At 42.2% G+C, this 18,451-nt stretch carries 14 protein-coding genes; 9 read left to right on the forward strand and 5 right to left on the reverse strand.

What is annotated here, in order from left to right; genetic code table 11:
* Positions 1 to 78 precede the first annotated feature (78 nt).
* From BLO53_RS08420 to clpX, 6 genes are all read left to right on the forward strand, one after another.
* Positions 79 to 1,308 (forward strand): UTP--glucose-1-phosphate uridylyltransferase, encoded by a 1,230-nt coding sequence (locus BLO53_RS08420; protein WP_026490050.1) that lies wholly within the window; start codon positions 79 to 81, stop codon positions 1,306 to 1,308.
* A 182-nt stretch (positions 1,309 to 1,490) separates the two neighbouring features.
* Positions 1,491 to 2,507 (forward strand): UDP-glucose 4-epimerase GalE, encoded by a 1,017-nt coding sequence (gene galE, locus BLO53_RS08425; protein ID WP_026490051.1) that lies wholly within the window; start codon positions 1,491 to 1,493, stop codon positions 2,505 to 2,507.
* Positions 2,508 to 2,657: 150 nt separating this feature from the next.
* A complete protein-coding gene (locus tag BLO53_RS08430; RefSeq protein WP_092060510.1) occupies positions 2,658 to 3,461 on the forward strand; it encodes a phosphatase in 804 nt (267 codons plus the stop codon).
* 24 nt (positions 3,462 to 3,485) lie between these two features.
* Positions 3,486 to 3,755, forward strand: a complete 270-nt coding sequence (locus BLO53_RS08435) for a hypothetical protein (protein ID WP_092060512.1) — start codon at positions 3,486 to 3,488, stop codon at positions 3,753 to 3,755.
* A gap of 118 nt (positions 3,756 to 3,873) precedes the next feature.
* Positions 3,874 to 5,589: a S1C family serine protease gene (locus BLO53_RS08440; RefSeq protein WP_092060514.1), complete on the forward strand. Its 1,716-nt coding sequence runs from the start codon at positions 3,874 to 3,876 to the stop codon at positions 5,587 to 5,589.
* A 264-nt stretch (positions 5,590 to 5,853) separates the two neighbouring features.
* The gene (clpX, locus tag BLO53_RS08445) at positions 5,854 to 7,440 is read left to right on the forward strand and encodes an ATP-dependent Clp protease ATP-binding subunit ClpX (protein ID WP_092060517.1); all 1,587 of its coding nucleotides are present in this window, start codon (positions 5,854 to 5,856) and stop codon (positions 7,438 to 7,440) included.
* 858 nt (positions 7,441 to 8,298) lie between these two features.
* Here the strand turns inward: clpX and arcC are convergent.
* Positions 8,299 to 9,234 carry a carbamate kinase gene (gene arcC / locus BLO53_RS08450; RefSeq protein WP_092060519.1) on the reverse strand — a complete coding sequence of 312 codons (936 nt, stop codon included), beginning with the start codon at positions 9,232 to 9,234 and terminating at the stop codon, positions 8,299 to 8,301.
* A gap of 169 nt (positions 9,235 to 9,403) precedes the next feature.
* Here arcC and BLO53_RS08455 point away from each other — a divergent pair, with 169 nt between their 5' ends.
* Positions 9,404 to 10,774 carry an MATE family efflux transporter gene (locus BLO53_RS08455; protein ID WP_092060521.1) on the forward strand — a complete coding sequence of 457 codons (1,371 nt, stop codon included), beginning with the start codon at positions 9,404 to 9,406 and terminating at the stop codon, positions 10,772 to 10,774.
* Here the strand turns inward: BLO53_RS08455 and BLO53_RS08460 are convergent.
* The 4 genes from BLO53_RS08460 to BLO53_RS08475 are packed head-to-tail and all read right to left on the reverse strand — an operon-like array spanning position 10,749 to position 14,389.
* Entirely contained in the window at positions 10,749 to 12,701 is a 1,953-nt protein-coding gene (locus tag BLO53_RS08460) for a glycoside hydrolase family 2 protein (RefSeq protein WP_092060523.1), read from the reverse strand. The two genes, BLO53_RS08455 and BLO53_RS08460, sit on opposite strands and share 26 nt — an antisense overlap.
* Entirely contained in the window at positions 12,688 to 13,440 is a 753-nt protein-coding gene (locus BLO53_RS08465; protein ID WP_092060525.1) for a DUF975 family protein, read from the reverse strand. Before BLO53_RS08465 ends, BLO53_RS08460 begins: the two co-directional genes overlap by 14 nt.
* Positions 13,441 to 13,475: 35 nt before the next feature.
* Positions 13,476 to 13,970, reverse strand: coding sequence for a hypothetical protein (locus BLO53_RS08470; RefSeq protein ID WP_092060527.1), 495 nt, complete (start codon positions 13,968 to 13,970; stop codon positions 13,476 to 13,478).
* A gap of 11 nt (positions 13,971 to 13,981) precedes the next feature.
* Positions 13,982 to 14,389 (reverse strand): hypothetical protein, encoded by a 408-nt coding sequence (locus BLO53_RS08475; RefSeq protein WP_092060529.1) that lies wholly within the window; start codon positions 14,387 to 14,389, stop codon positions 13,982 to 13,984.
* A gap of 176 nt (positions 14,390 to 14,565) precedes the next feature.
* Here BLO53_RS08475 and BLO53_RS08480 point away from each other — a divergent pair, with 176 nt between their 5' ends.
* Together BLO53_RS08480 and BLO53_RS08485 are read left to right on the forward strand one after the other, a co-directional pair.
* Positions 14,566 to 17,238, forward strand: a complete 2,673-nt coding sequence (locus tag BLO53_RS08480) for a Tex family protein (RefSeq protein ID WP_092060531.1) — start codon at positions 14,566 to 14,568, stop codon at positions 17,236 to 17,238.
* 35 nt (positions 17,239 to 17,273) lie between these two features.
* On the forward strand, positions 17,274 to 18,419 hold the full coding sequence (locus BLO53_RS08485) for a GGDEF domain-containing protein (protein WP_092060533.1): 1,146 nt from the start codon (positions 17,274 to 17,276) through the stop codon (positions 18,417 to 18,419).
* Positions 18,420 to 18,451: the final 32 nt, after the last annotated feature.

Below are 18,451 nucleotides of genomic sequence, written 5' to 3' on the forward strand. Positions count from 1 at the left end.
AGTATAAAGCAAACAATTATGTTACAATGTAACGGCATGGGTTCAGAAACCCGTATTATCATGAAAGAGGTATGAACAATGGATTTTCAAAGTGCACAGGAGAAACTAGCTAAATATGGCCAGGAGCATGTACTTAAGTATTATGATGAACTTTCTGATACTGAGAAAGAAGAGCTTCTTGCCCAGATAGAGGATACAGACTTTGCAGTTTTAGAGAACTGCAAGAATCTTGGAAAGAGTGAGGGAAGAGGACAGTTTGCACCTCTTGCTGCAATGCAGGTTTCCGAGATTAAGGAAAGAGAAGAAGAGTTTAGAAAGATTGGCGTTGAGACAATTAAGGCTGGCAAGGTGGCAGCAGTCCTTCTTGCAGGCGGAATGGGAACCAGACTTGGTTCTGACAACCCAAAGGGAATGTATGATATTGGTCTTACCAAGCCAGTTTATATTTTCCAGAGAATAATCGAGAACCTTCAGGATACAGTAGCTCAGGCAGGTGGTGCCTTCATTCATCTTTTCATCATGACAAGTGAAAAGAATAATGATGCTACAGTAAACTTCCTCAAGGAGCACAATTTCTTTGGATATCCAGAGGATAAGGTTACTTTCTTCAAGCAGGATATGGCTCCAGCTTCTGATTACAATGGAAAAGTATATATGGAGGGCAAGGGCAGAATTTCCACATCTCCTAATGGTAATGCTGGATGGTATTCTTCTATGCTCAAGGCTGGACTTAGAGATGTTCTGTTAAAAGAGGGAATCGAGTGGATCGATATTTTTGCTGTTGATAATGTCCTTCAGAGAATCGCAGATCCTTGCTTTGTTGGTGCAACAGTTAATGCAGGTGTTTCCTGCGGCGCCAAGGTTGTTAGAAAGAATGCTCCAGACGAGAAGGTTGGCGTAATGTGTCTTGAGGATGGAAGACCTTCTATCGTTGAGTATTACGAGCTTTCACAGGAGATGATGGATGCCAAGGATGAAAACGGCGATCCTGCTTACAACTATGGAGTTATCCTTAACTATCTCTTTAACGAGAAGGCTCTTTTTGATATAGCTCAGAAAACTCTTCCTCTGCATGTTGTTGAGAAGAAGATTCCTTATATTGATGAAAATGCAAATCTTATCAAGCCAGAAGCTCCTAACGGATGCAAGTTCGAGCAGCTTGTTCTTGATATGATCCATGAGCTTGATACATGCCTTCCTTATGAGGTTGTAAGAGAACATGAATTTGCTCCTATCAAGAATAAAGAAGGCGTTGATTCTGTAGAGTCAGCTAGAGAGCTTTGCAAGCTTAACGGTATTGAGCTGTAATGCAATTTGTTGAGGAATGTGCGAATTTGTTACTGGCGCGAGCTGCTTACGAGTGATGGAACAATCTAACATTCTGACAGGTGTTCCTAACATAAGAGTGTTGTAATTAGTGACGCCTATCAATACAATTAAACCATAGTAAACAAAAAACTTGGTGATACATAACAGAAAAGAGGTTGAATATGGCTATTCTTGTAACAGGTGGAGCAGGATATATTGGATCACATACAGTAGTAGAGCTTCAGAATGCAGGCTATGATGTGGTCGTTATGGATAACCTTGCTAATGCTAGTGAGAAGGTTATCGGAAGAGTTGAGGCCCTCACAGGCAAAAAGGTACCTTTCTACAAGGTAGATATAAGAGATAGAGAAGGTCTTGAGAAGATCTTTACTAGTGAGAAGATTGACAGCGTAATCCATTTTGCGGGACTTAAGGCTGTAGGCGAGTCAGTACAGAAGCCTTGGGAATACTATGAAAACAACATTGCTGGAACTCTTACTTTGGTTGATGTAATGAGACAGCACGGCTGCAAGAACATTATTTTCTCATCTTCTGCAACTGTATACGGCAATCCTGCATTTATTCCGATCACAGAGGAGTGCCCTAAGGGAACATGTACAAATCCTTATGGTTGGACCAAGTCAATGCTGGAGCAGGTTCTCACAGATATCCAGAAGGCTGACCCAGAATGGAATGTAGTTCTTCTTAGATACTTTAATCCTATCGGAGCACATAAGAGTGGAACAATTGGTGAGAATCCAAATGGAATTCCTAATAACCTTATGCCTTACATTACACAGGTTGCAGTTGGCAAGCTTCCACAGCTCAATGTATTTGGTAATGATTATGATACACACGATGGTACAGGAGTAAGAGATTACATCCATGTAGTAGATCTTGCACTTGGCCATGTTAAGGCTCTTAAGAAGCTTGAGCCAGGCAGTGGACTTAATATCTACAACCTTGGAACAGGTGTTGGATATAGCGTACTTGATATTGTCAAGAATTTCGAGGAAGCTACAGGCGTCAAGATTCCTTATGTGATCAAGGAAAGAAGACCTGGAGATATCGCAACATGCTACTCTAATGCAGATAAGGCAGAGAGAGAACTTGGCTGGAAGGCAGAGAATGGAATCAAGGAAATGTGCGCTGATTCCTGGAGATGGCAGAGCCAGAATCCTAACGGATATGAAGAGTAATATAGTATAAACCATTATTATGGGAATAGGATTAGCTATCCTTGACAAAATGTCGGGGATAGCTAATTATTGTTATGGCGTATGACTTATTGTTATTTATTTAGCGTGGGGGATTTGGGGAAATCTGAAATAAGATAATAGAGGTGAAATATGTACCAGATTGAATGTGATACCCACACACACACTTTATATTCAAGACATGCTTATTCAACTATAGAAGAAAATATCAGGGCAGCCAAAGAGAAAGGAATCAAGCTCCTTGCCAGCACTGATCATTTTAGCGATATGTTGTTTGGCGATTATGAGAATGTTAAAAATTATCAGTATCTCTTTTGCTCAAATAATTGGCCAAGAGTTTGGAATGATGTTACTCTTCTTCGAGGTGTCGAGGCAGATATTGTAGATATGGATGGGAATCTTTTTGGACATGACATTATTATCAGCAAGTCTGTAACTGGTGATGTTTATGATCCTGAGAAGAGACTGCTTGATATGGTATGTGAGAGAATTGATTTTGTCATAGCTTCAGTGCATGCCAAGAGACATACAATTGGAAAGAGTATTTCAGAGAATACTGATATGTATATAAAGGCTATGGAGAATCCCAAGGTTTTCTTTATTGGACACATAGGAAGAGCCGGAGTGCCTTTTGATATGGATGAAGTCCTTAGAGTTGCCAAGGAACTTAAAAAGCCAATAGAGATAAATGAGCATAGCTTTTTCTGGGAGGGACATCATCAGTCGGTTTGCAGAGATGTTGCCATAAGGTGTGCTGAGCTTGGAGTGTCCGTCTGTGTTAATACGGATGCTCATATGTCTCCGGAAATTGGAGAAACTATGCGAGTTCAGAAAATGTTTGAGGAAATAGGTTTTCCACAGGAACTTATTATAAATAGAACCAAAGAGAGCTTTTTAAAGGGGCTGTCTGATTGCGGTATAGAGATTACATTATAAAGAGAAGTATTTAAGGGGATCAGAATGTTTAGACTTTGGGTTAAGCTGATAGATGATAATCATCTAATAAAGGATACAGTCATTTGTGATGATACTACGGATACCAGGACTCACAAGGTGATGAACGCTATAGAAAAAGCATGCTATGAGCTTGATCTGTCCAAACCTATATGGCTAGATACAACAGTCAGGGACTTCCAAAGGCACTCAAAATGCCGCTTTACAAGGGATGCCTTTATAGAGCAGGTTCCCTTTGATTATATGGAAATACAGGTGATTGAAGAGGAATACTGATACATAACCGGCTAATTATAAAAAGATATTATATTTTTATAATAATTAAAACACAATTCCGTCACAGAATCTCTTTATACTAGAGCCATAATCCAAATAAAGGAAGAAGGTAGTTATCATGTATGAAGATGACAAAATGGAACAGGGTGGTGTAAATAGTAATTCCAATTTGAATTCAACAGATAATGCGAATTCAGCAAATGAGCATAGTTCTTATGGAAGTGAACAGGCAAAGAGCAACAATACCTATTCTTATAATCCTTATTCCTATGCTAGCGGACAGCAGAATCCAAGTCCTTTCAGTGGTTATGGGAATAGCAGTTATAGTGGCGGTTATAACAATGCAGGAGCTGGTACAGGCAGTAACAACAGTGGTGTGAACAACTACGGTGGTTACAATGCTGGCAATAACAACTATGCATACAATAACCAGTCTAGTGCCCACAGCTATGGTACATATCAGTATGGTACAAATACCTCTGAGATTCCAACACAGGCTCCTAAAAAGAAAAACACCGGAGCAATTGTAGTTGCAGCTATTGCGATATTTGCACTTTTGGTTGGCGGAATCGGTGCCTCATATTTTGCTATTGCAAATAAGTCTGCAAAGACAGAGATAGAAATGACTCAGGAAACAACACAGGCTGAGTCAGAGCAGGTAGCTGAAGCGCAGACACAGGATAGCGTCAAGACTACAACAGTTTCAGCTCAGACCAGTACAGTTGTTACTGATGTAACTGCGGTTGTATCTGAGGTTATGCCTGCTATGGTTATTATCCACAACAACTATACAGCATCAGCTAGTTATTTTGGATATGTACAGGAGCAGGAAGCTACTGCATCTGGTAGTGGAATCATTGTAGGACAGAATGACACAGAACTTTTGATAGCAACCAATTATCACGTAATTGAGGGCGCTGATACATTGGAAGTTATCTTTTCAGATGATGCTACAGTTGAGGCTGTAGTAAAGGGAACTAATTCCGACATGGATCTGGCTGTTATCGCTGTTATGCTGGATGATCTTTCAGATGAAACAAAGAGTACGATCAAGGTTGCAACTCTTGGTGACAGTGATCAGTTGGTTCTTGGAGAACCTGCCATAGCAATTGGTAATGCTCTTGGATATGGCCAGTCAGTTACAACAGGCGTTATTTCAGCTCTTAACAGACAGGTAGAGCTTGATGATGGCAGCACTAGGGAATTTATTCAGACAGATGCAGCTATCAATCCTGGTAACTCAGGTGGAGCACTTCTTAATGTTCAGGGCGAGGTAATTGGTATCAATTCAAATAAGATTGGTGGAGACACTGTAGAAGGTATGGGATATGCTATTCCAATTTCTGCTGCTAAGCCAATCATTGAACAGCTTATGAATGAAGAAACCAAGATTAAACTCTCAGATGAGGAGAGAGGATACATTGGAATTTCAGGAGTAAGTGTTACTTCAGATGTTTCATCTATCTATGGACTGCCACTTGGCGTTTATGTAGCAGATGTTACATCAGGTGGCGGAGCTGAGGCCGCAGGAATCCAGAAGGGCGATGTTATTGTCTCTTTTGATGGAACTGAGATTGCTTCTATGGATGATCTTCAGACTAGACTTCAGTATTACGCTATTGGAACAACTGTAAAAGTTACAGTAATGAGACAGAATGGTTCAGAGTATACAGATTATACTTATGATGTTACACTAGGAGGTGCAACAAACACTAGTGGAAATGGTGGAAGCGGTTCTGCAGATGGAACAGGCCAGGGTCAGTATGATGGCCATCAGGTTCCAGCCAAGCCAGAGGACAAGAACAACAATGGCCAGAGCGAAGGCGGACACTAATTAGTTAAATCTTAGAACTTAATGGTTGCTATGGATGACGAGGAGCCATCCATAGCACTTTTTATTGAATAGGAAATTGCTTTCCTATTCAATAAAAAACGCTCCGCTGTGGATGCACACTCGCGCGATAGGTAAATGTTGCATAAATGCAACCGCGCTCGGCGCGAGAATGTCGCAAGCGACATTCTTTCTTGTATCACAGAAAGTTGCGCGAGCATGTTGCAAGCAACATGCATTCTTATCATATCAATATGAGGAAAATTTATGAGAAACGATGATTTTGATTTCAGAGAAGTTACAGACGACGAGAAAGTAGACATTCAGGATACACCTGTTGATGTTGTGGATAACACAACTGGTGATACTGTCTCTGATGATGCCAGGAAAAATGAAGCAGGTGATAACAAGCCATCAGATAATGACAACAAGCCAGAGTATGAGGATGTCTGCTTTGTCTGCAGACGCCCTGAGAGTAAGGCTGGCAAGATGTTCCATCTTCCCAATAATATCTGTGTCTGCGATGATTGCATGCACAAGACTATGGATGCTGTGAGCCAGTTCGACTATCAGAATATGCTTAACAATCCTAATCTCATGAATGAGCTCAACAAGAACTCTGGAATGCCTAACATGGGCTTCTTCAACATGGGAGATTTCCAGAATAATGGTTTTAATATGGGTGGTGGAATTCCAAATTCCCAGAAGATAAAGAAAAAGAGTGAGGCTTCTTCCAAGCCGGCTATTGATATAAAGAATATTCCAGCGCCACACAAGATCAAGGCTAAGCTTGATGAGTATGTAATTGGTCAGGATCAGGCTAAAAAAGTAATGTCTGTTGCGGTTTACAATCACTACAAGCGAGTAGCAACAGATACTATGGATGAAATTGAAATAGAGAAGTCCAATATTCTGCTTCTGGGACCAACAGGAAGTGGTAAGACATATCTTGTTAAGACCCTTGCAAAGCTTCTTGATGTCCCTCTTGCTATTGCTGATGCCACATCCCTTACTGAGGCAGGATATATTGGTGATGACATCGAGAGCGTAGTTAGTAAGCTCCTTGCAGCAGCCGGTAATGATGTTGAGAAAACTGAACATGGAATTATCTTTATCGATGAGATAGACAAGATTGCCAAAAAGAAAAACACAACATCAAGGGATGTAAGTGGAGAATCTGTTCAGCAGGGAATGTTAAAGCTTCTTGAGGGCTCTAACGTTGAGGTCCCAGTTGGCGCAGGTAGCAAGAATGCAATGGTGCCACTTGCAACAGTTAATACCAGAAATATTCTCTTTATCTGTGGAGGTGCATTCCCGGATCTTGAAGAGATAATAACTCAGAGACTTAATAAGCAGACTTCAATTGGATTTGATGCAGATCTCAAGGATAAGTATGAGGACGATCCAAACCTTCTTTCAAAGGTTACAGTAGAGGATCTAAAGAAGTTTGGTATGATCCCAGAATTCCTTGGTCGTCTTCCAATTATATGTTCACTTCAGGCTCTTACTAAGGATATGCTTGTAAAGATCCTGAAAGAGCCCAAGAATGCTATTCTCAAGCAGTATCAGAAACTCCTGGCTCTTGACGAAGTTGACCTTGAATTTGATGATAGTGCTCTCGAAGCCATAGCAGAGAAGGCCATGGAAAAAGATACTGGAGCACGAGCTCTTCGCGCCATCATCGAGGAATTTATGCTCGACATCATGTACGAGATACCCAAGGACGAGAACATTGGCCGTGTCACAATAACCCGCGACTACATCGAAGGAAAGTCATCACCTCTCATCGAGATCCGTGGCGACCTTGTACCCAAGATCCCTCAGTTCAACGTAGAGCAGGCCACCAACACCTAACCCGCCAGCGCCCAGGCATGCCCACACAGCGGCTTCGGCCAAAACTTGCTGCTGCCAGCCGCACCCGCATCCCGGGCCAGCACCGCAGTCCAGTGCACAGAAAACTACCGCGAGCGACTTTGTGAGAGATATTTTTTCGCCTTTGTGAGTGGAGGGTTAGTTCATGAGCTTCAAAATTTCTGCCTGGGGTTCCTGTCCATGGCTCAACATGTTTGAGTGTCCGACGGCCCTATTATCTGCGCAGTATTTTTGCCTGCTCGTCACTGGCAAATGAAACATTTCTCAAATGTTCGCGCACACTTTCTTTTAATACGCCCTCGGAAGGCCAAAACTTGCAGGGCGGACAAAGTTCTACATAATTGAAAATGCCATACAGGTGCGTAGCACCTTAATAACAAAAAGAGATCAGTCTCACAAGCTAGCTTGGAGAGCTGATCTCTTTATTGTTATATACGCTCGCTGTGCGAGCTATGGCATTTTCATAGTCTAGTATATCTAACCTCCGCCCTGCTTCAGACAAGTCCTCCGAGGGCGCGGCTCCAGAAATCTGCATTTACTGCAGATTTCGTGAGAAAATGATTCAGGAGTGAGGGGCGATCTTTGCGAAGCAAATTGGAATATCGCCCCGAATGTAAATGAGCAGCGAGGCTGCGAATTGACAATTTGCCATCTAAGACTCGCCGGGCGAAAACACCTGCTCGAAAGCGGGCCTAGGATACGAGTTTTGAGCCATGGAACCCCAGGCAGAAATTTTGATGCCATGAACCCCCGACAGGAGTGGCGAAAAAAAACTCTTACATGAGCGGGAGGTAGTTTTCTGCGCACTGGGCGTTTTAGTATACGCTCCGGGCTGGGCAATCAGTAGATGATGCGGGTGCCGGCTTTGCCTTTGAGGGCGTCGGAGACGGATACTAGGGAGGTGATGACTACCTCGCCTTCGTGGTTGGCTTCGAGGAATTCGATGGCTGCTTCAATTTTGGGAAGCATATCGGTTTCGCCAAATTCTCCGGCTTCAATGTATTTTTTGGCTTCGGAAACGGTCATCTGAGGGATTTCTTCCTGAGTTTCCTGGCCGAAATTTTTGTATACGAATGGTACGGAAGTCAGGATTATGAGCTTGTCGGACTTAAGATCTGCTGCAAGCTTGCCTGCTATTGCGTCTTTCTCAATTACGGCAGAAGCGCCCTTGAGAACATGACCCTGCTGTATAACTGGAATACCGCCTCCGCCACAGGCAATAACAATCTGACCTGCATCGACTAATGCCCTGATAGCATCGATTTCAACTATGTCTATTGGCTTGGGAGCTGCTACAATTTTTCTATAGCCCTTTCCAGGATCTTCTTTTACAAAATTTCCCTTCTTGACCTCATTATCTGCATCTTCCTTGGACATGTAACGACCAATGGCCTTGGTAGGTGCATAGAAGGCTTCATCATAGGGATCTACAGTCACCTGAGTCAGGATTGTGCTGACAGCCTTGGATATTCCGCGTCCTGTCAGTTCTGCCTTCAGAGAATTCTGAATATCATAGCCAACATAGCCCTGGCTCATAGCACTGCATACACACATTGGAGCTGCTGTGTAATCAATGTACATTCTATGAAGTTCAGTCATGGCTTTATGGATCATACTGACCTGAGGGCCATTACTATGGGTGATTGTAAGCTGGTATCCGGCTTCTACAAGATCCGCAAGAGCCTTGGCTGCGACCTTGGTCGCTGTAAGCTGCTCTGAGGTTGTTACACCAAGAGCATCGTGTCCTAGAGAAACTACTGCTTTTATGTTTTCCATATTATCTCCATTTCCCTGAGTTTATATTATTAAAATACGCGTAAAGCTCGTATTTCAGTATAGAATTTAGACTTATTGTACAAAATTAATTCCCACTTTACAATAATTATAGAAGTGTAGTACTATATTCAACTGTTTGGATTTAATAGTCGAATAGAGGTTAACGATTATGAGTAAAAATACTAATATAAAGGACTTGACTGTAGGCGATCCTATGAAGCTTATCATGGGCTTTGCCATGTCTCTTTTCTGGGGCATGTTATTTCAGCAGTTATACAACATAATTGATACAGCAATCGTATCCTGGACCCTTGGTAAAGAAGCTTATTCAGGAATGGGTTCAACAGGAGCTGTGAACTTTTTGATCATGGGCTTTTGTATGGGTGTCTGCAATGGCTTTGCAATTCCTATAGCCCAGAGATTTGGGGCCAAGGATTATAAGAGCATGCGCAAGTTCTATACTCATGCAATCATCCTGTGCTCAATATTTGCTGTGATCATGACTTTCTTTGTTAGTGTATTCTGTAGACAGATCCTACTTGCTATGAAGACACCAGATTCAATCCTTGATTACGCTTATCAGTACATCATAGTCATATTTTTGGGAATTCCAGCTACATACATGTACAACCTTTTGTCAGCCACAATAAGAGCGCTTGGTGACAGCAAACATCCTGTACAATATCTGATCATAGGTTCTGTCATTAATATTGCCCTGGACCTTGTATTTATAATGGTATTTCAATGGGGAATTTTTGGAGCAGCCTTTGCTACAGTTGTTTCTCAGCTTGTGGCTGGTACGCTTTGTCTTTTGTACATTATTAGAAAGATAGATATTATGAAGCTTTCAAAGGATGACTGGGAACTTGACAGATCACATTTTGTTATTTTGTTTAATATGGGAGTTCCAATGGGACTTCAGTATTCCATAACTGCAATAGGAAGTGTTATCTTGCAGACAGCCATCAATGGCCTTGGAGAAGATGCTGTTACAGCAGTTACTACAGCAAGTAAGGTAGCAATGTTCTTCTGTATTCCTTTTGACGCTCTTGGTTCGACTATGGCAACCTATGGCGGACAGAATGTGGGAGCTAAAAAGCTCGACCATCTCACGCAGGGACTTAAGGCTGCTGTGAAGATTGGAAGTATTTATTCTGTTATAGCCTGCGTGATACTGATATTATTTGGCAGGAACTTCTCGATGATATTCTTAAATGCCAGTGAAGTAACCTGCCTTGATAATGCTCATCTTTTCCTGATCTATAACAGCCTGTTTTATATTCCACTGGCCCTTGTAAATATAGTAAGATTCCTCATTCAGGGAATGGGCTATTCAATGTTTGCAGTCCTGGCCGGAGTTATGGAGATGATAGGTAGATCGGCAGTAGCTATTTTGCTGGTACCGCACATAGGCTTTACAGCGATATGCCTTGCCAGCCCTGCAGCCTGGATTCTGGCTGATGCCTTTCTGATACCTGCCTTTATAATGGTCAGAAATAAACTGCAAAAGATATTCAATGGTCAGGTTGAGATTTATTAAGAGCAATATCTATATTGCTTGACAGGCTTGGATCAAGATCAGGATTTATCTTGGTTATGCGTCTGTCATAGGTCATAAGACCATTAACTTCTTCCTCAACATCACTTACCTGAGTATAAACTGCACCGGCAAGCCCCTTTGTTATAAGAGGCTTGATAGTACCATTCATAAGGTTGTAATATGCGACACCTAGTTGATCCAAGGTGTCGTATTTTTTATATCCAAAGACTCTGTCGACACTACTGTGACCGGAGATGTGGTGAGTAAAGCCGCCATACTCAGAAATAACAAAGGCTCTGCCACCTGGGTCTTTTTCAACAGTAAGAGGCCTGAAGTAGTTGTGAACACTTCTAAAATCGCCGCTTCCTTCGTCAAACCATCCGCTGGCCTGATCGATTGGCCTTGTATTATCTATTTCTCTAGCCATAATTGTGGCACTGGCAGCATTAAACTGTCCCCAGCCCTCATTAAATAGAACCCAGGTTGCAATACTAGGAACGTTGTACAAATATCTTATTGTATTCTGCATTTCTTTAAGCCACTCGCCACGTCCTTCGGCAGAACCACGTGAAAAAGTCTTGTAGGTCGCGGGACCATCAGGCATACGTCCAAACACCTTTGGGAAAAGAGTTGGAAGATATGATACCACTGGCTTGGCATAGGAGGAACCTCCGCTAACCATGTCCTGCCAAACTATCATCCCAAGGCGGTCACAGTGGTAATACCATCTTGCTGCTTCAACCTTGATATGCTTGCGGAGCATATTAAAATGAAGTCTCTTCATTTCTGTAATGTCATAAATAAGTGCCTTGTCAGAAGGAGCTGTGTAGAGTCCATCTGGCCAGTAGCCCTGGTCAAGTGCACCCATAAGAAAATACGGAGCATGATTCAGGCAGAACCTGCTGATTCCTGATCCGTCTTTTTCTATTGAGTAATAGCGCATGGCAAAATAGGAGTCAACATGATCCTCATCTGTGATTATCTGAAGCGGATACAGATAAGGGTCTTCAGGGCTCCATAAATGTGGTTCTTTTATGGTAAAAGAAAAATGGTAGTAGCTAGGAGAAATCGCTGAATGGTCTTCTCCAATGCTGGGATATGTATCTGAGGAAAAAGAAAAATCTCCAGTAAAGGTAGTATCATAGCTGTCAGAAGAAGATGGTGATTTAACCATTTCATAGCCAGGGAATTTAACAGTAACTTTGCTGGGGTTATTGGTGGAAACCTCGACGGATAATGTTTTAAGATCAGCTTCTGGTCTGATCCGGAGTTTCCTGATGTAGGTATTTGGAACCTCTTCAATCCAGACAGTCTGCCAGATGCCACTCTGACAGGTGTAGTACATTCCACCTCTTTTAAGAGTCTGTTTTCCCCTGCTGTGATAGGAGGAATCACTGGTGTCCTTGACTCTGACGTGAAGCATGTTATCAAGGGACTCTTTATTGTGACCATCAAACAAAAGATAATCTGTTATATCCAGGGTAAAAGGAAGATATCCACCACTGTGAGAGCCTACAAGGGTGGAATTAACATAGATATCAGCAAACTGATCTACTGCTCCAAAATGCAAAAGAAAACGGGAATTATGGTGGGTTCTCTTTAGGACTGGAAGTACCTTTTTGTACCAGAGATACTGGTATGGCTCAAGTCGCCTTTCGACGCCTGATAGCATTGCCTCTGGAGAAAATGGTACTAAAATGTGACCATCCATTTTTTCAGGAATAGATGAGCCCTGTTCCTCTGGAACAATACAGTATTCCCAATCACCGTTCAGATTGATATAGCTGTTTCTTTGAAACTGTGGGCGAGGATACTCTTTGAGTACGTTGTCTTTGTCAAGGTTTTCACCCCAAGGTGTATATAATCTATTCAGGACATCGTCCTCATGTGGCTTATCGATAGCACGGATCGCATCAATCAAGTCCATTTTGTTCCTCCTTGGCTGGCATATTGCTGCCAGCATTTGAAATCAGTTTTTGATAAAAGACAGCTATAGTAGCATATCTGTAAACACTTATCCACAAAAGTGGGATAAACAAAGTTAGAATACCAAATAAGTACAGGGGAATAAAGCTCAAATAGAGTGCAAGCAGCTTTAATTTGTTGCCCTGCATCAGTTTGCGGCTGCTTCTAAGGAGCTCTTTTGCGGAGCGCTCAGGGAAGTCATGCAAAAGAAAAAAGGACTGCGAATAAACCAGCGAAACATAGAGGTTTACTATGAAGCCAACTAAGAGAGCAATGATCATTGCTATGTATCCGCTCTGGGTAGGAGTCCTCTGGACCATAAAAAGAAGAACTGATGCCGGGAGACTTACAAAGAAATCCACCAGAACAAATACTGACTGGATGATCACAGCTTTTTGAGGATGCTGCTTTAATCCAAAGAAAATATCTGAGGCAGCGATAGGCTGCGAGTAGACCAGATTCATATAAAGGTAGGCCTTGCCGGATACAAGAACTCCCAGAAGAATATTTACAATCAGGTTGATGATGAGATTTATGACAAAAATGATGATACTACCAGAGGTTCCTACAGTGGTAATACCAGAAATGATAAGCTGAATTATAAAAATAATAATATTGGCCAATATAAGAGATCCATATCTGTCTATGGATCTTTCCTTGGCCGTTGCCTTAAGCTCTGCAATTTTAATAGTGTTAGACATGTAGTATATGCTCCCCTGACAACACCTTCTTATGCTCAGCCGGCCAGATTGATATTTGCTCCAAGCAGCCCTTGTTTGTCTATGGACTTTCTGGCTTGCTGATATGGGTTATCCTCATTACTGTATTTTATCTTTGTAGCGGTCTCCCCACCGCATACGTAAGTGCGTCCGCATTCTGGACACACGGCTGTTTTGATAGATACTGATGCCTGAAGAACCTTGCCATTATTCATGGCTGCATCCTTGTAGGCATTGCTCACATGCTCAGCTTCATGTCCTCTGACTCTTGCAGCAGCAGATTCAGGACTGATGTGCTGGGCGCTCTTGAAAGAAACCATCTCATCAGAGCCGTCTTGATATTTACGGTTCTTGCAGGTTTCACACTCTGCAGGAGATGATAGTTTGCCAGGAGCCTTCTGTGTGGACTCACTAGGATTAAGTATGGGCTTGGCCTCAGAAGCAGCACCAGTTGACATGCCATAGCCTGTGTAGGCTCCATATCCACTTCCGATAGCACCGATCATACTCATAGGCACCTTCCTTACTCGCCATCAATGCTTACACCTATCTCTTTTAACATATCGTCAAAGCTCTCGCCGTAAAGCTGGACGGAGGTCTTATTGAGCTGCTCATGCGCAACAGGATCTGTAAACATTGTATGAACACTAGTTACAAGTATTGCATAGCCAAGTACTATTCCAATTGTCCCGTATATGATTCCCTTTTTGGCCTGGGGAAGGAGCTTGGCCGCTGTGCCCTTGGATAAAAGAGCAAAAACGACAGCTATTCCACCAACAATTATTCCAGTATACATGAAAAAACATAAGGGAACTGAAATAAGTCCCATAATAAGGGCTGTTGAAGCCATCCTGACATGATTATCAAGGTCATTATGGGTCATGTTGTAATTATAATTATTGTAATAGTATTTGTCCCCGTTATCTTCCATCAATACCTTCCTCTCAAACATAGGTTCTTACCATAGATTCTACAATAAAACGGCGTTTTTTTCAATGTTTACGGGCCTTTCATGAGTCTTGAAAACAGAGCGAAAGGCTTGGTATAATAAGGAATATCGTTTGTTCATAAAAAGTTAATTGAATATTAAGTATTAGCGAGGAAAAAATGGATATTGTATTAAAGATCAAAGAAGAACTACAAGTCGAGAAATGGCAGGTTGAAGCCGCAGTTAAGTTAATTGACGAGGGCAATACTATTCCTTTCATTTCACGATACAGAAAGGAAGCTACAGGCTCCCTTAATGACGAACAGCTCCGTAATCTGGATGAGAGACTTAAGTATCTCCGCAGCCTTGAAGAGAGAAGGCAGCAGGTGCTTGCTTCTATCGAAGAGCAGGGCAAGATGACTGATGAACTTAAGGCCAAGATTATTGCAGCTGAGACTATGGTTGCTATCGAGGATCTTTATCTTCCATATAGACCAAAGAGAAAGACAAGAGCCAGCATAGCAAGAGAAAAGGGACTGGAAGGACTTGCCCAGATCCTTCTTGCTCAGGAGACTACAAAGCCCCTTGCTGAGGAAGCTGCAGCCTTTGTTGATCCGGAAAAAGAGGTTGAGGATGCAGCACAGGCACTTCAGGGAGCAATGGACATCATTGCTGAGGATGTTTCTGATAATGCTGATTTTAGAACATATATAAGAGAAGCTACAATGGAGCAGGGTATCCTTACAAGTAAGGCCAAGGATGAGAAGGCTCAGAGCGTTTATGAGATGTACTATGGCTATGAAGAGCCTATCAAGAAGGTATTGGGTCACAGAGTACTTGCTCTTAACAGAGGTGAGGCGGAGAAATTCCTCGTAGTCAAGATTGAGGCTCCTGAAGAGCAGATACTTCAGTATTTGAACAAGAAGATGCTCAAAAATGACAATCCTATTACTACTCCTGTTATTGAGGAAATCAATCAGGATGCATATGAGAGACTCATTGCTCCTGCTATTGAGCGTGATATCAGAAATGAACTTACTGAGAAGGCAGAGGATGGTGCAATTTCCGTATTTGGCAAGAATCTGACTCAGCTTCTCATGGCACCACCTATTGCTGGCAAGACAGTTCTGGGATGGGACCCTGCTTTTAGAACTGGCTGTAAGCTTGCCATTGTAGATGCTACAGGTAAAGTTCTTGATACCAAGGTTATTTATCCAACAGCCCCTCAGAACAAGGTAGAGGAAGCCAAGGCTGAATTAAAGAGACTTATTGATAAATACAACGTAGATCTGATTTCTGTTGGTAATGGTACTGCTTCTAGAGAATCTGAGCAGGTTATCGTAGAGCTTATCAAGGAACTTGACAGACCTCTTCAGTACGTGATAGTCAATGAGGCCGGAGCTTCAGTGTACTCAGCTAGTAAGCTTGCCACAGAGGAGTTTCCACAGTTTGATGTTGGACAAAGAAGTGCAGCATCAATTGCAAGAAGACTTCAGGATCCGCTTGCTGAGCTGGTCAAGATAGACCCTAAGTCCATTGGAGTTGGACAGTATCAGCATGATATGAACCAGAAGAAATTGGGCGAGACCCTTGAAGGTGTTGTAGAAGACTGTGTTAACAAGGTTGGTGTTGACCTTAATACAGCTTCAGCACCACTCCTTCAGTACATTTCAGGTATCAGCAAGGTAATAGCTAAAAATATTGTTGATTATAGAGAAGAAAATGGTAAATTTAAAAGTAGAGAGGAACTTTTAAAGGTACCTAAGTTAGGACCAAAGGCTTACGAGCAGTGTGCAGGTTTCCTTCGTATTGCTGACGGAGAGAATCCTCTTGATGCTACAAGCGTGCATCCTGAATCCTACGAGGCTACTTTAAAGCTTATGGATAAGCTCGGTATTACCTTTGATGATGTTAGAGCAGCTCAGAAGAACGCTGCCAAGGCCGCTACTGAGAAACCTCAGCCAGCTAGAGAAGAGAAGCCTCGTCCACAGAAAAAGCAGAAGCAGGTTGTTATCAGAAATACAAGCACAGCTATGGGAGCAGCACTTGCAGCAGCACTTGCAGGCAGTAACCTTGCTGTAGTGCAGGATTCTGATAATGCATCTGATAAAAAGCCTTCTGCTGACAACAAGGCTGCAGAGAAGTCCACAGTTAATACAGGCTCTCTATCCAGGAAGGTAACAGAAGCAGACAAGAAAAAGCTTTCTGAGGAGCTTGGAATTGGTGAGATCACTCTTACAGATATTCTCTCAGAGCTTGAGAAACCTTCAAGAGACCCAAGAGAAAACATGCCAGCTCCTATCCTTAGGAGTGATGTCCTTGATATGAAGGATTTAAAGCCCGGCATGATCTTAAAGGGAACAGTCAGAAACGTTATAGACTTCGGCTGCTTCGTAGATATAGGTGTTCACCAGGATGGACTGGTGCACATATCTCACATTACAGATAAATTTATCAAACATCCGCTTGAGGCTGTCAGCGTTGGGGATATAGTTGACGTTCAGGTACTTGATGTTGAACTTGATAAAAAGAGAATTGCACTTACAATGAAGCTTGGAGATCCTGCCAAGATTGCGGCAGAGGCAGCAGCCAAGGCAGCTACACGCCCTGCACCTAAACAGGAACAGACCGAGAAAAAGGCTGCGCCAAAGAGGACTTCTGTAGTAGCTCAGGTTGCAGAAGCTTCCGGAGTTTCCAAAAAGCCAGTTGTAAGGAAGGCTGCTCCTAAAAAGGATGTAGCACAGGAGGCACCAAAGGCTCCAGCTAAAAAGCCAGAAGCTACTGCTGCTGAGCCGGTTAAGAAGTTTAAGAAAAAAGGTATTGTTATATTTAAGGGGAATGCTAATGAATAACTGCTGACATCGTAAGACACTGGCGAGGTTATTATATGATCGCATTAGAAGGATGGTTGGTACTTAATTTCTATACAGTATTCTTGATAACTCTTTTGCTGATATTTCAGAGTAAAGGCTCCAAGATGATCAGAGGCAGGAAGTATTCTGCCATTCTGATCCTGACTCTTATACTGCTCATATCAGAGTCGCTTGGGCGCGCAGGAGAAGCTTATCCTGATAAGTATCTGATACTGGCAGAGGTTGGATACTTTGTTATTTATGCTCTGGATCCACTGGACATCCTCTTTGCAGTTAACTACATTGACTGCTGGATGGATGAGAGTAATACCAAGAGCAAAATGGGAAGAAACATTTTTAGGTGGGCTTTCCAGATATTTGCCATTATAAATCTGATACTTGTGCTAGTATCCACAATTGGAAGATTTGACTGGTTCTACTATTTCCAGGATGGCGTTTACTATAGAGGGCCTCTATATCTGATCAGAGCTTTGTTCCTAATATTGTTCATCATTTTATTGGTAGTGTATTCTATCTTATTTAGGAACAGTATTATGAATGACTACAAGAATACAATATTGTTTTTGCCAATCTTTTCTGTGCTGGGTGCGATTTTACAGGTTTTCATTTCCAATATGAGTACCACCTACGCGGGAATATCTCTGGGGTGCCTTGTTGTGTATTTCTTTTTCCAGAGTAAGGACGTTAATCTTGATTATCTGACAGGAGTTCTCAACAGGCGAGGACTTGATATAAGGCTTCAGGAAAAAATCAAGGCTAGTGCTGCTTCAGGTAGGGATTTTACCGCCATCATGATAGATGTGGATAATTTCAAGGCTATAAATGATACTTTGGGACACAGTGCAGGAGACAGGGCAATCAAGGATATAGCTGATGTCTTAGTGGATATCTTCGATCAGGAGGATAGTATTGGAAGATTTGGAGGAGATGAGTTCTGTGTGATAACAGAAATAATCAATCCAACTGATATTCACGAAAGAATTGGTGAGATCAGAGATGAGATAGCAGTTCTCAGAAGGCGAAGAGGCTGGCCAAGACATGTGGATATCAGCTGCGGCTATGAGATATATGATCATACTAAACAGCTTTCTACCAAGAAATTTGCAGAAATAATAGATGAAAAGATGTATGCTGAGAAGGAGCAACATCACAGAATGTAAGGAAAAAGTGAGATGGCTTTTGTGACAAATGT

Origin of the sequence: Butyrivibrio sp. INlla14 (assembly GCF_900102515.1) — a bacterium.
GTDB lineage: Bacteria > Bacillota > Clostridia > Lachnospirales > Lachnospiraceae > Butyrivibrio.